The sequence below is a fragment of the Pseudomonas sp. NPDC096950 genome, assembly GCF_044762525.1.
GTDB lineage: Bacteria > Pseudomonadota > Gammaproteobacteria > Pseudomonadales > Pseudomonadaceae > Aquipseudomonas.
This window is the reverse complement of record NZ_JBIWEL010000012.1, coordinates 162,410-176,521: the sequence shown is the minus strand read 5'-3', so window position 1 is coordinate 176,521 and position 14,112 is coordinate 162,410. Positions and strand designations below refer to the sequence as shown.

At 59.5% G+C, this 14,112-nt stretch carries 11 protein-coding genes; 7 read left to right on the top strand and 4 right to left on the bottom strand.

What is annotated here, in order from left to right; translation table 11 throughout:
• The 3 genes from topA to ACIQY3_RS19545 form a co-directional block, all read left to right on the top strand.
• Positions 1-2,265, top strand: a 2,265-nt coding sequence (gene topA, locus ACIQY3_RS19555; RefSeq protein ID WP_403022300.1) for a type I DNA topoisomerase, incomplete at its 5' end; no start/stop codon positions are given.
• 140 nt (positions 2,266-2,405) lie between these two features.
• Positions 2,406-2,930 carry a DUF6586 family protein gene (locus tag ACIQY3_RS19550; protein ID WP_054054292.1) on the top strand — a complete coding sequence of 175 codons (525 nt, stop codon included), beginning with the start codon at positions 2,406-2,408 and terminating at the stop codon, positions 2,928-2,930.
• Positions 2,931-3,082: 152 nt separating this feature from the next.
• Complete coding sequence (locus ACIQY3_RS19545; protein ID WP_054054325.1) at positions 3,083-3,316, top strand: hypothetical protein; 234 nt, start codon at positions 3,083-3,085, stop codon at positions 3,314-3,316.
• A 93-nt stretch (positions 3,317-3,409) separates the two neighbouring features.
• On the opposite strand, the gene sulA is transcribed toward ACIQY3_RS19545, so the two are convergent.
• On the bottom strand, positions 3,410-3,883 hold the full coding sequence (sulA, locus tag ACIQY3_RS19540; RefSeq protein ID WP_403022298.1) for an SOS-induced cell division inhibitor SulA: 474 nt from the start codon (positions 3,881-3,883) through the stop codon (positions 3,410-3,412).
• 10 nt (positions 3,884-3,893) lie between these two features.
• Positions 3,894-4,502 carry a transcriptional repressor LexA gene (gene lexA / locus ACIQY3_RS19535; protein ID WP_054054288.1) on the bottom strand — a complete coding sequence of 203 codons (609 nt, stop codon included), beginning with the start codon at positions 4,500-4,502 and terminating at the stop codon, positions 3,894-3,896.
• Positions 4,503-4,731: 229 nt separating this feature from the next.
• On the opposite strand from lexA, the gene ACIQY3_RS19530 reads away from it, so the two are divergent.
• From ACIQY3_RS19530 to ACIQY3_RS19515, 4 genes are all read left to right on the top strand, one after another.
• Entirely contained in the window at positions 4,732-5,439 is a 708-nt protein-coding gene (locus ACIQY3_RS19530) for a TetR/AcrR family transcriptional regulator (protein WP_105339557.1), read from the top strand.
• Positions 5,440-5,597: 158 nt separating this feature from the next.
• On the top strand, positions 5,598-6,608 hold the full coding sequence (nagZ, locus tag ACIQY3_RS19525) for a beta-N-acetylhexosaminidase (RefSeq protein ID WP_403022295.1): 1,011 nt from the start codon (positions 5,598-5,600) through the stop codon (positions 6,606-6,608).
• Positions 6,609-6,620: 12 nt separating this feature from the next.
• Positions 6,621-7,358 (top strand): S-methyl-5'-thioinosine phosphorylase, encoded by a 738-nt coding sequence (locus tag ACIQY3_RS19520; protein ID WP_403022293.1) that lies wholly within the window; start codon positions 6,621-6,623, stop codon positions 7,356-7,358.
• A gap of 60 nt (positions 7,359-7,418) precedes the next feature.
• A complete protein-coding gene (locus tag ACIQY3_RS19515; protein ID WP_403022291.1) occupies positions 7,419-10,697 on the top strand; it encodes an SNF2-related protein in 3,279 nt (1,092 codons plus the stop codon).
• Positions 10,698-10,838: 141 nt separating this feature from the next.
• On the opposite strand, the gene ACIQY3_RS19510 is transcribed toward ACIQY3_RS19515, so the two are convergent.
• Both ACIQY3_RS19510 and ACIQY3_RS19505 read right to left on the bottom strand, forming a co-directional pair.
• Positions 10,839-13,532 (bottom strand): DEAD/DEAH box helicase, encoded by a 2,694-nt coding sequence (locus tag ACIQY3_RS19510; RefSeq protein WP_403022289.1) that lies wholly within the window; start codon positions 13,530-13,532, stop codon positions 10,839-10,841.
• Positions 13,533-13,543: 11 nt separating this feature from the next.
• Complete coding sequence (locus ACIQY3_RS19505; RefSeq protein WP_403022287.1) at positions 13,544-14,110, bottom strand: CsiV family protein; 567 nt, start codon at positions 14,108-14,110, stop codon at positions 13,544-13,546.
• Between the last annotated feature and the right edge of the window lie 2 nt (positions 14,111-14,112).

Genomic DNA, 14,112 nt, shown 5'->3' with positions numbered 1-14,112 from the left:
GAGGGGGAAGCCATTGCCTGGCACCTGCGCGAAGCCATCGGTGGTGACGACAGCCGCTACAAGCGCGTGGTGTTCAACGAAATCACCAAGAAGGCGATTCAGGAAGCCTTCTCCAAGCCGGGCGAGCTGGATATCGATCGTGTAAATGCCCAGCAGGCGCGTCGTTTCCTCGACCGCGTGGTGGGTTACATGGTTTCGCCGCTGCTGTGGGCCAAGGTTGCTCGCGGCCTGTCCGCCGGCCGCGTGCAGTCGGTTGCGGTCAAACTGGTTGTTGAGCGTGAGCGTGAGATCCGCGCGTTCAACCCGGAAGAGTACTGGGAAGTCCACGCTGATCTCGGCACCACCAAGGGCGCCACCGTGCGCTTCGACGTGGCTCGTGAGAAAGGCGAAGCCTTCAAGCCGCTCAATGAAACCCAGGCCATGGCCGCGCTGGAAAAACTCAAGGCTTCCAGCTACAGCATCGTCAAGCGTGAAGACAAACCGACCAGCAGCAAGCCGTCGGCACCGTTCATCACCTCCACCCTGCAGCAGGCCGCGAGTAACCGCCTGGGCTTCGGGGTGAAGAAAACCATGATGATGGCCCAGCGTTTGTACGAAGCGGGCTACATCACGTATATGCGTACCGACTCCACCAACCTCTCGGTTGATGCGGTGACGATGGCGCGTACTTATATTGAAGGCGAGTTCGGCAAGAAGTACCTGCCGGAAAACCCGAACGTCTACAGCAGCAAGGAAGGCGCGCAGGAGGCTCACGAAGCGATTCGTCCCTCCGACGCCAATACCGAGCCAAGCAAGCTGTCGGGCATGGAACGTGATGCTGAGCGGCTCTACGAGCTAATCTGGCGCCAGTTCCTCGCTTGCCAGATGCTGCCTGCGCAGTACCTGTCGACCACGGTGACCGTGGGTGCCGGTGATTTCGAGCTGCGTGCCAAGGGCCGCATCCTGAAGTTCGACGGTTACACCCGCGTCATGCCGCAAATCGCCAAGCCAGGCGATGACGACGTGCTGCCAGACATGGCCCAGGGCGACGCGATGAAGCTGATCAAGCTTGATCCGACCCAGCACTTCACCAAGCCACCAGCCCGTTACTCGGAAGCGAGCCTGGTAAAAGAAATGGAAAAACGCGGCATCGGTCGTCCTTCGACCTACGCGGCGATCATTTCGACCATCCAGGATCGCGGCTACGTGGCGCTGCACAACCGTCGTTTCTACTCGGAAAAGATGGGCGATATCGTCACCGAGCGTCTGGCCGAGAGCTTCTCCAATCTCATGGACTACGGCTTCACTGCCGGCATGGAAGAGAACCTCGATGACGTGGCCCAAGGCGAACGCGACTGGAAAAACGTGCTCGACGAGTTCTACGGCGACTTCAAGAAGAAACTCGAAGTGGCCGAAAGCGCTGAAGGCGGCATGCGTGCCAACCAGCCAGTGATGACTGACATTCCGTGCGTGGTGTGCGGGCGTCCGATGCAGATTCGTACCGCATCGACTGGCGTGTTCCTCGGCTGTTCGGGCTACAGCTTGCCGCCGAAAGAACGCTGCAAGGCCACCGTCAACCTGGTGCCGGGCGACGAAATCGCCGCGGACGACGAGGGTGAGTCGGAATCCCTGGTGCTGCGCGGCAAGCACCGCTGCCCGATCTGCAGCACGGCGATGGACGCTTACTTGCTGGATGAGAAGCGCAAGCTGCACATCTGCGGTAACAACCCGGACTGCGACGGCTACGAAATCGAAGAGGGCAGTTATCGCATCAAGGGCTACGAAGGTCCGAGCCTGGAATGCGACAAGTGCGGCAGCGAGATGCAGCTCAAGACCGGCCGTTTCGGCAAGTTCTTCGGTTGCACCAATGCAACCTGCAAGAACACCCGCAAACTGCTGAAAAGCGGTGATGCGGCGCCGCCGAAGATGGATCCGGTGAAAATGCCTGAGCTGAAATGCGAAAAGGTCAACGACACCTACATCCTGCGCGACGGGGCGTCCGGCCTGTTCCTGGCGGCGAGTCAGTTCCCGAAAAACCGCGAGACCCGTGCTCCGCTGGTGATCGAGATCGTGCCGCACAAGGATGAGATCGATCCTAAGTACCACTTCCTCTGCGAAGCGCCGAAGAAAGATCCGGATGGCCTGCCTTCCGTGATCCGTTACAGCCGCAAAACCAAAGAGCAGTACGTGCAGACTGAAGTCGACGGTAAGCCGACGGGTTGGAAGGCGTACTACGACGGCGGTAAGTGGACGGTTGAAGACAAGCGTCCAGCCGCTAAAGCTTAAAAGAAGCTGTACACAAAAGGCCGCATGACAATCCTCGGATTTTCATGCGGCCTTTTGTTTTGGGCTTGCGGTCGGCTTGGGTGATCCACGACACTGTCGGGTCTGTGTGACGCAATTATTTCGCTGTGGAGGCTGCCGTCATGGCCCACGAACTCTATACCCGTACCAACCAGAAAATTTACTTCGCCGGCCTGTCGCTCGAAGCACTTGCCAGGGCCGAAGAGGGGCGGGCGATGAACTCCTTGGCGTTGATTCAGGCCGGGCGAGAATCTGCGCTGTTTCACCTCTATGGCGCGTTACTGGGGCTGTGCCATGAAATTGCCGGTTTCTATCGCTTGCCTCAAGCCAATGCGCCGCGCGCGGAGATGTTGCTGACCCGTGAGGTGCTGGACGCTATCGCCATTCCTGAAATGGCCGAGATGGTTGAGTTGGCGGGTAATTCGGAAACCTGGCTGGCCAAGCTGCTTGCAGCCCATGCCGCACTGTTTCAGCCGCCACGGGTTCCGCACAAACCGAAGGGCGACGTGACGCAGCCATTGATCATGGCGGTTAACCTGGATGAAGAAGAGGCGCCTCAAGAGTTGAGTCGAGAGGAGTTGGAGAGCTGGCGTCAGAACCTTAAGGGGTTGGCGATCCGCTTCCGTGAAGGGCTGAACGAGTGCTGATGGACTGACTGATGTGACGGATGACCCGGTGGGCTGTCCGTTCAGGGATGATTGCTAACAGATATTTCATCGTGATGACTTCTGGTCAAGATCCCGAGCGAAGCCTGGCCGATGCCTATATAATCCCCGCCTTTCGTGGAGAACAGACCTTTATGCCAACGTCCTTTCTAGAAATTGTTGAGTTACCAGACGGCCGAATCGAGCTGCGCAGAGCCGAGGACGAGGGTTCTCTGGTTACTTTGGATTTCTCCGAGGACGCCAAAGCGTTCCTGCAAGGCAATCACGTGGAAGTCGCCAAGGCGATGTTGAGCGTCGGTGTGCAGATGGCAGGGCGCATGGTTGAAGGCGAATTCAACAAAGATGAAGAGCCGCGGATCCTTCATTGATCCCGTCCGTCGGTTTCTGCTGATACCGCTACAGATCGGCTTCTCTATCCCTGGAGAAGCCTGGCGCTGTTCGAAGCGCACATTGAATGTCAATCAGCCCAGTCGAATATTCAGACTTTGAGCGTCCCCGGTGCGGGCGGCGCTGATCAACTGTTGCCGCGAGGCGGCATTCAACGGGTTGAGCCAGCTGACGACCGTGTGACTGCGGCCTAAACGCAAGGCTTCGCAGGTCAACTGTTGAGCACTCTGGGTGCCGCGGGGTTGCAGCAGCAGGATGCGTTCGCGGTTGAGGCCGGCGTCCCGCAACCAGGCCTGGGTCAGGCTGGCGGGCGGGGCGATCAGGGTCAACCAGCGTGCATCCTGGTCCTGGCTCAATTCCCGAAGAATCGGCGCCAGGAGATTCAGGCAGCTCCCTGCTGCACCACGCAGTGATAGCTCACTGAAGAACTCGGGCTCTGCGCTCCAGGGCGACTCGACCACGTCTTTCAGGATCGGCGCCAGCGGTTGCGCCATGAATGCCTCGAACAACGGCAGTTGGGCTTGCTGTGGTGTGTGTGGGAACTGCATAAAGCCTCCTTTAGCGGCGAATCACGCCGACACTCAAGCCTTCGATCACCAGTTCCTGATCTTTCAGGTTGACTTCGATGGGGGCGAACTCAGGGTTTTCGGCAATCAGCCAGACCTTGCTGCCGTCGCGCTTGAAGCGCTTGACGGTCACTTCATCACCGATCCGCGCTACCACGATCTGGCCATTGCGAGCTTCACGGGTGGTGTGGACGGCCAGCAGGTCGCCGTCGAAAATGCCCACGTCCTTCATGCTCATGCCATGCACCCGCAGCAGATAGTCGGCGCGGGGATGGAAAAACGTCGGATTGATGTTGCAGGATTCTTCGATGTGTTGCTGGGCCAGGATTGGCGCGCCGGCAGCCACACGGCCGATGATAGGCAGGGTGGATTCGTCGGCCTTGGCTTCAAAACCGGGAATGCGGATGCCGCGGGAGGCGCCCGGTGTCATTTCGATTGCACCCTTGCGGGCCAGCGCCTTGAGGTGTTCTTCCGCCGCGTTCGGCGATTTGAAACCCAGTTCCTGAGCGATTTCCGCACGGGTCGGCGGGTAGCCGTTGTCTTCGAGGCAACGTTTGATGAAGGCCAGAATCTCTGCTTGGCGTGGCGTCAGCTTTAGCATATTGATCGCTCTGTCTTTTTATACAGTGACTGGGATTATATACAGTGAAAGCGTCTTGGCAATGCCCCTTTTTTCCCTCGCCGCTGGACGGTCAGTCAGCTCGCTGATTAACGACACCGGGTTGTATGGTTAAATAGCTGACCGACCATTCCCAAAACGAACCGGCAGGCTTGACAATGCACAGGCTGAAACGTATGTTTCAAACAAGTGTTTGTCAGGCGGAGTAGCCATGGCCCAGTCGGAAACCGTTGAACGCATTCTCGATGCTGCCGAGCAGTTGTTCGCGGAAAAAGGTTTCGCCGAAACCTCGTTGCGTTTGATCACCAGCAAGGCCGGGGTCAACCTGGCAGCGGTGAACTATCATTTCGGCTCCAAGAAGGCGCTGATCCAGGCAGTGTTCTCGCGGTTTCTCGGTCCGTTCTGCATCAGCCTCGATAAAGAGCTGGAGCGGCGTCAGGCCAAGCCGGAAAACAAACCGACGCTTGAAGAGCTGCTGGAAATCCTTGTCGAGCAAGCCCTGGTGGTTCAGCCACGCAGCGGCAACGATCTCTCTATCTTCATGCGTTTGCTGGGCCTGGCCTTCAGTCAGAGCCAGGGACACTTGCGTCGTTATCTGGAAGACATGTACGGCAAGGTTTTCCGTCGCTATATGATGCTGGTCAACGAAGCCGCGCCGCGTATTCCACCGATCGAACTGTTCTGGCGCGTGCACTTCATGCTCGGCGCCGCCGCGTTCAGCATGTCCGGGATCAAGGCGCTGCGGGCGATTGCCGAGACCGATTTCGGCGTCAACACCTCCATCGAGCAGGTCATGCGCCTGATGGTGCCGTTCCTGGCCGCCGGCATGCGTGCCGAAACCGGCGTCACCGACACGGCCATGGCCACTGCGCAATTGCGCCCTCGTAGCAAATCGACACCGGTTGCCGCCAAGGTTTGACCGCACACGGGTGGGCGCGGCAGCTGACATCCGCTAAGCTAGCTGCCCATGCCGACTCTCGTTCTGAACCCGCTCCCCATTGATATCGCCGACCTGCCGGGCACAGCCCACGGCGGCGAACAGGTGCGAGCCGGTTTTATCGTTTTCAAGGAATCCCTATGACTGCTGGCCTGCAAGGCTCGTTGATGGTGGACGTCGCCGGTACCTGGCTGACGGCCGAAGATCGCCAATTGTTGCGCCAGCCCGAAGTGGGCGGCCTGATCATTTTCGCCCGCAACATCGAGCACCCGCGCCAGGTGCGCGAGCTGAGCGCCGCGATCCGCGCCGTTCGCCCTGATCTGCTGCTGGCGGTGGATCAGGAGGGCGGTCGGGTTCAGCGGCTGCGTCAGGGCTTCGTGCGGCTGCCGGCCATGCGTGCCATTGCGGACAACCCGAATGCCGAATACCTGGCCGAACAGTGCGGCTGGATCATGGCCACCGAAGTGCTCGCCGTCGGCCTCGACCTGAGTTTCGCCCCGGTGCTGGACCTGGATTACCAGCGCAGCGCCGTGGTCGGCACCCGCTCGTTCGAAGGCGATCCCGAGCGCGCCGCCTTGCTCGCCGGTGCATTCATCCGCGGGATGAACAGCGCTGGCATGGCCGCCACCGGCAAGCATTTCCCTGGTCATGGTTGGGCCGAGGCGGATTCCCACGTCGCCATCCCCAATGACGAGCGCAGCCTCGACGAAATCCGTGCCAACGACCTGGTGCCGTTCGCTCGACTGAGCAAGCAATTGGCCGCCGTCATGCCGGCCCACGTTATTTATCCACAGGTCGATGCCCAGCCGGCCGGTTTCTCCCGGCGCTGGTTGCAGGACATCCTGCGTGGCGAGTTGCAGTTCGACGGTGTCATTTTTAGTGACGATCTTTCCATGGCCGGCGCCCACGTGGTCGGCGATGCTGCCAGCCGTATCGAAGCCGCGCTGACCGCCGGTTGCGACATGGGCCTGGTGTGCAATGACCGCGCAGCTGCGGAACTGGCCCTGACCGCCGCCCAGCGCATGAAGGTTAAACCCTCGCCGCGTATTGCGCGGATGCGCGGGCAGTCGTTCGCCGGCACCGAATATCGCCAGGACCCGCGCTGGCTCACTGCCGTCGGCGCGCTCAAAGAAGCTCAACTGATTGAATAAGGACTTTTCGTTATGACGGTTTACGCGATCATCGGTGGTACCGGCCTGACTCAACTTGAAGGCCTGAGCATTCGTCAATCACTGGCGGTGGACACGCCCTACGGCCCACCTTCGGCCGAAGTGCAGATCGGCGTGTACGCTGGCAAAGAGGTGCTGTTCCTTGCGCGTCACGGTCATCCGCACCGTTTGCCACCCCATCAAGTGAACTATCGCGCCAATATCTGGGCGCTGAAGCAGGCCGGGGCTGAAGCAATTCTTGCGGTCAACGCCGTGGGCGGGATTCATGCGGCGATGGGGACCGGGCATTTCTGCGTGCCTCATCAACTGATCGATTACACCAGCGGTCGGGAACACACCTACTTCGCTGGTGACCTGGAGCAGGTTACCCATATCGATTTCAGCTACCCCTACAGCGAGCCGTTGCGTCAGCAGTTGATCGCGGCGTTGGCGGCTGAAGGCGTCGGCTACAGCAGTCACGGCGTGTACGCCTGCACGCAAGGGCCTCGCCTGGAAACCGTCGCTGAAATCGCGCGGCTGGAACGTGACGGCTGCGACATCGTCGGCATGACCGGCATGCCGGAAGCGGCGCTGGCCCGTGAGCTGGAACTGGATTACGCCTGCCTCGCGCTGGTGGTAAACCCGGCAGCGGGCAAGTCCACGGCGGTGATCACCATGGCCGAGATCGAACAGGCGTTGCATGACGGGATGGGCAAGGTTAAGTCGACGTTGGCACGGGTGCTGGCGGGTTGAGTTGCAGCGGCCAGAACAAGTAGCTGGTCGATTTTCCGAGTTTTAAGCGGTGTTGATTTCATGACCATATTAACCGAGCAACTTCATGCGCTATCTTGGGCAGAGGTGTTCAGTCATCGTGCTCTGGAAAAGGCCCGCCGGTACGCGGATGAGGATCGTGTCACGATCCATCAGCTCGACGAACTGATGATTATCGCAACGTGCGTCGGCTCCGAAAACCAGCAGTACGAGCAGGTCATCAAGCTCTCTGAAGACCGTCATGCGCGAACGGGGCTGCAATGCGTTTGTTCGTGCCCGGTCATGTTCAACTGCAAACATAGCGCCGCAGTCATCTATCACCTGCAAGATCATCGCGATAAACCGCCCGAAAGTACCGCCCAGGTCCACCTGAGTCGCGAGCTGGAACGCTGGCTCGACGGTATTCCCGCTACGGGCAAGACGGTTGATGAGCCGGCGCCGGGGACGAATACGCGCCTGATCTACAGGCTCAAGGCAACCCCCGTCGCCGGGAAGTGGACGCTTGAGATTTTCAGGGCCCGCCAACTCAAGAGCGGAGCTTTGCAAGACGTCAAAGCCGTGTACTCATTGTCGGAAATGCTGCTGCGGCAACCCGGTTATCTGGCTGAACTTGACCTTCGGATCGCCAGGCTGTTGGTGGCCGTTCACTCCCATCACGCGTATTACGGCGGCTATCCCCTGGAAGGCAGCAGTGGCGCCGAACTCCTGGAAATGTTGTTGCGAACTTCGCGCCTTTTCCTTGATTTCGAGCAGTCGCCGTTGGCTCCAGGAGCGAAGAGAGAGGCTCGGTTTGCCTGGGCCGAACAATCCAACGGCAGTTTCCGGCCTCAATGGAGCAGCGATGAAGCTGCACTGGAAACGGTACTGGCCCTCGAACCCTTGTACTACCTTGATCGCGAGCGACTGCAAGTCGGAACGCTGTTCACCGAACAGGATGAAAAACTGGCGTGTCACTTGACCTTGGCGCCGGATATCCCGGCGCGCCAGGCGATGCAGTTCAGCCATCGGATGAGTTCTGTGACGCAAGTTGCCCCGCCGCACACGCTGACGGAACGGGTGGTCGATGACATTTTTCCCAAGGCGCACCTGACACTCAACAGTGGTAAACGCTACAAGAACTGGAAGTATGAGCCGGAGCACCGTGCCGCGCTGGCGTTCACCTACGACGGGCACTCGGCCACGGACCGAAACCCGGAAGTGTTGATCCTTTCCGGCACCGAAACCCAGCGTATCCAGCGCAAACCCTCTGCCGAAAAAGCCTTGCGCCAAGCCCTGCAAAAACACGGTTTTAAGAAGGCTACGATTAAAAGCAGCGTGGACCGCCCGGGCGAAATGTTCGCGTTGCCGGATGATTCAGCCTGGCTTGCCTTTGTGCAGGACGGAATCCCGGTGCTGCGTGAGGCAAATTGGCACATCGATATCAGCCATGCGTTTCACTTCAATGTGCAGCCGGTAGAGCAGTGGTATGCCGACATCGAGGAAGAGTCGGCGCTCCGGTGGTTTGATCTGCAACTGGGCATCGTGGTCAATGGCGAGCGCCACAGCCTGCTGCCGATTTTGCTGCATTTGTTGCGCAGCCAGCCACAGTTGCTGGACCCCGCCAGTCTAGCCAAGCGCAAGGATGACGAACAGCTGTTTGTCGAGCTTGGCGGTTCCAAGGCCCATGTGAAAGTTGCGCTGCCCTATGGTCGTATCAAGCCGTTAATGGCCACGCTCGGTGAGTTGTACCTGGGCTCGCATGAGGGCGACTCCCTGCGTTTGAGTGCGCCGGACGCTGCGCGGTTGATTGCGCTGGAAGGCGTCCCGCTGGTTTGGCAGGGCGGTGAACGACTGCGCAGTTTTGCGCGGCGACTACGTGAGTCGACTCATGCGCATGTCTCGGCGCCCAAGGGACTGAACGCGACGCTGCGCCCGTATCAGCTTGAAGGCCTGAACTGGATGCAAACCCTCCGCGAGCTGGAGGTCGGCGGCATTCTCGGCGATGACATGGGCCTGGGGAAAACCCTGCAAACCCTGGCGCACCTGTTGACCGAAAAACAGGCCGGACGGCTTGATCGCCCGGCACTGGCGGTGATGCCCACCAGTCTGATCCCCAACTGGCTAGACGAAGCGGCGCGCTTTACCCCGCAGCTCAAGGTGTTGGCACTGCATGGCGCGGCGCGGCAAAAAGACTTTGCCAGCCTGGCCGACTACGACTTGGTATTGACCACCTACGCGCTGCTGCCGCGGGATCTGGACGTGTTGCAGTCGCAGGTCTGGAGCGTGCTGATTCTCGATGAGGCGCAGAACATCAAGAACCCGCTCAGCAAGGCTGCTCAGGCCGCCCGTGATCTACAGGCCCGTCAACGCCTGTGCCTGAGTGGCACGCCGTTGGAAAATCACCTCGGCGAGCTGTGGTCGCAATTTCACTTTCTGCTGCCCGGCTGGCTGGGCGACAGTAAAACCTTCAATCGCGACTACCGCACGCCGATCGAGAAGCACGGCAACAGTGAGCGAATGCAGCACCTGACGGCCCGGATAAAACCCTTCTTGCTGCGTCGCAAGAAAGATCAGGTCGCCACCGAATTGCCGCCGAAAACCGAAATCGTGAATTGGGTCGATCTCAGCGATGGGCAACGGGACGTGTATGAAACCGTACGCGTGGCGATGGACAAGAAGGTGCGTGACGAAATCGCCCGCAGTGGCGTTGGTCGTAGTCAAATCATCATCCTCGATGCGTTGCTCAAGCTGCGTCAGGTCTGCTGCGATCTGCGCTTGATCAAGATGACGCTCACGGCCAAGGCCCTTCGCTCGGGCAGTGGGAAACTGGTCAGCTTGATGGAGATGCTGGAAGAGTTGCTCAGCGAAGGCCGCAAGATTCTGCTGTTTTCGCAGTTCACTTCGATGCTGGCCCTGATTGAAGAGGAGTTGCAACAACGGGGTGTTCGCTATTCGTTACTGACCGGTGAAACCACGGATCGACGCACGCCAGTGAAGGATTTTCAGAGCGGTAATGTGCCCTTGTTCCTGATTAGCCTGAAGGCCGGCGGCACAGGCCTGAACCTGACCGCTGCGGACACGGTGATCCATTTCGATCCATGGTGGAACCCGGCGGTGGAAAATCAGGCGACCGACCGCGCCTACCGGATCGGGCAAAACAAACCGGTGTTCGTCTACAAGCTGATTGCCCGTGGCACGGTGGAAGAAAAAATACAGGCGCTGCAGCAGGAGAAAGCGGCGTTGGCCGGGGCGGTGCTTGAAGGTGGGATGACGGGCGGGTTGAAGCTTGAGCAGAGTGATATTGAGGCGCTGTTTGCGCCGCTGCCTAATCTCAAGTCTTGATAGCTGTTTTCGTCAGTGAGGGCCTCTTCGCGGGCAAGCCGCGCTCCCACAGGTTTGAGGTTGTTCACAATATTGCAACTGACTCAAAACCTGTGGGAGCGTGGCTTGCCCGCGAAAGCGATCCAACAAACGCCGTGAACCTCAACGCTTCTCCAGCTTATCCGGCAGCGGCGCAAACAACGCTTCAATATCATCACTCTGCAATTTCCAGTCTCCGGCCGAGCGCCCATCCAATACGCCCGCCGCCAGGTCGGATTTTTCCTTTTGCAGATGCTGAATCTTCTCTTCCACCGTGCCCCGGGCAATCAGCTTATAGACGAACACCGGTTTCTCCTGGCCGATGCGATAAGCCCGGTCGGTCGCCTGATTTTCCGTCGCCGGGTTCCACCACGGGTCGTAGTGAATCACCGTATCGGCTTCGGTGAGGTTCAAGCCCACGCCACCCGCTTTCAAGCTAATCAGAAAGATCTGACGCTTGCCGCTCTGGAAGTCCTTCACCGGCGCGCGGCGATCACGGGTTTGCCCGGTCAGGATGGCGTATTCCACGCCGCGTTTCTTCAGTTCGTCCTCGATCAACGCCAGCATCGAGGTGAATTGCGAGAACAGCAGAATCCGCCGACCCTCTTCAAACAGTTCCTCCAGCATCTCCATCAAACTGTCGAGCTTGCCGGATGTACCGCCGCGAGTGGGGAGGGCGGCGTCATTGACCAGGCGCAAGTCGCAGCAGACCTGACGCAGCTTCAGCAGCGCTTCAAGAATGATGATCTGGCTGCGAGCCACGCCTTTGCGGGTGATTTCGTCGCGGACTTTTTTGTCCATGGCCAGGCGCATGGTTTCGTACACGTCACGCTGGGCTTCGTTGAGATCGACCCAGTGGATGATCTCGGTTTTCGGCGGTAATTCGGTCGCGACTTGCTCTTTGGTCCTACGCAGCAGAAACGGTTTGATCCGACCGTTAAGGTGCTGAAGCCTGACTTCACTGCCACGCTTTTCAATCGGCACCCGGTAATCGCGATTGAAGCTTTTTACATCGCCAAGCCAGCCGGGCAAGAGGAAGTGGAACAGCGACCACAACTCGCCCAGGTGGTTTTCCAGCGGTGTGCCACTGAGGCACAGGCGCTGGCGCGCATTCAGTTCGCGGGCAGCCTGGGCGGCCTTGCTGTTGGGGTTCTTGATGTATTGCGCTTCATCCAGGACCAACACGTGCAGCGGCACTTTTGCCAGGGTTTCAACGTCCTTGGGCAGCAGCGCGTAGGTGGTCAGGATCAGGTCGTAATCGGTCAGGTTCTCGAAATGCTTCTTGCGACTGGCACCGTACAGCGCCAGCACTTTGAGCTGGGGCGTGAAGTGCGCGGCTTCGTCGAGCCAGTTCGGGATCAGGCTGGTGGGCATCACTACCATGCACGGCCGATCGAGGCGCCCGGCGATTTTCTCGCTGAGAATATGCGCCAGGGTTTGTAGGGTTTTGCCCAGGCCCATGTCATCCGCGAGAATCCCGCCGACTTCCAGTTGCCGCAGCGACTGCATCCAGCTCAAGCCTTCGAGCTGATATGGCCGCAACGTCGCATTCAAGCCTTCCGGCGCAACCGTAGTGAAGTCCTTGATGTCCCGCAGGCGCTGGGCAAAGGTGCGGATCTGCTCGCCGCCTTCCCAAAGCAGCGGCATGCCTTCCAGCGGATTGAGTCGCGTGGCGTCGGCCTTGCTCAGGCGCAGCGTGGTTTCGCCGGGCTCTTGCAGGTAGAACTCGCCCAGGGTCGCCAGTACCGGTTTCAAACGGCCGAAGGGCAGGGCGACCTGCAGCGGGCCGTACTCGGAGTTCGGTCGGTTGGGGATGTTCACCAGGATCAGCTCGTCATCGCGACGTCGGGCCAGGCGTTCCGGGTTGAGAATTTCGGTGTGCGAGCGCATCAGGTTCAACAGGATCGGCAGCAGACTCAGGCGCTCACCGTTAACGATGATCCCCAGCTCCAGGTCAAACCAGTCGCGCTCCGGCGCCTGTTCGACGGTGGCGTACCAATCGTCCACGGCGGTCAGGTCGAAACCGAAATCCTCGTCGATCTGCAGTTCCCAGCCCTGGGTACGCAGCTTCGGCAGTTCGTTGAGGGTGAATGTCAGCCAGGCGCTGTCGTTGACCATCTCGAACAGTTCGCCGGCGCTTTCCGGCAGGGCTTTGCTTTGACGGGTGGCGATCTTGAAACCGAGGATTCGCAGCTGTTCCCTGTAGGTCTGTTCGACTTCCGGGTGACGTTTTATCCGTAATGTCTGTGTTTCCTGGCGAATCAGCACGTCGGCATTCTTCTGTCCGGACACGTATTCATCCAGATAACTGAAGGACAACGCCGCGCGATGCTGGATATAGCGCTGCATCTTGCCATTGCGCGGTTCGAAAGCGCTGAACTCAATGCTCGCCAGCCACAGGCGCGGCACCGGTTGCACGTTATCCACCAGCACTTGTGGCGGCGCCTTGGGGCTACGGTTTTCCAGTACGGCCTGGAGTTTTTCCAGCAGTTCGGCATCTTGCGCAGCGGCAGGGTAGGCCAGGGTTTCCTGGACTTTCAGCAGTACCGCCGCGCAATGTTTGCAGTTGCTGTGAACCGGGCAGGTGCAGTTGGCGTCGATCATCAGCAGCGTGCCTTTGGCCGACTCGCGCAGGCGAATGGTCTGACGGTAAACGTTGCCGCCGGAGCCTTCGCAGGCGGCGATGATCGTAGCGTCGCCGGCCTCGACGATCCTGACGCGGTTCTCCAAAGCGTAGCGACGGCCGCGCTCGAGGCTCTGTTCCTTGAATCGGCTGACCCAGGAAGGTGCCAGGGGTTTGCTCAGGGTCGAGGACATAAGGACTTCGATCAGTCCGGAATTTCTTCGGGGGCTGGCCGAGGCGCAGGGGCAGTCAGCGAGGTGATCTTGATCAACAGGCCCAGGTGGCCGTTGTCGAGGAAATTCAGCTGGCCGTTCTTGGTGTGGCTTTCCTGCTTCAGGCGTTCGCTGGCGGTGACCATGCCGTTGCCGTCGATCTGATTGACCCAGAAGTCTGCATCCACATCGGTGAAGCGCCCCAGTTTCAGGTTCAACGTGCCCTCGATCGGGAACTGACCGAACTGCTCCGTACCGTCGCTGATCGCGATTTTGCTGGCTTCTTCACCCAAGTTCTGTTGCCAGGCCTTGTGCAGCAACACGGTGTAATCATTGCTGGAGGTGAGTTTCTCCACTTCGCCATTGAGGCTTGGCGTGCGCTGGCTGTCAGGGCTGAGGCGTTGGGCGCCGGCAGCCCAGTCTTCCGGAGCGGCGCGGCTGACGATGGCAGGCACGGCGTTCTGCCGGACCAGAATCATTTCGACTTGATACAGATCATCGGCAAACGCCGAGGGAGCAATCAGCGTCATCAACAAAGTCAGCGAGCGAAACAGGCGCATAC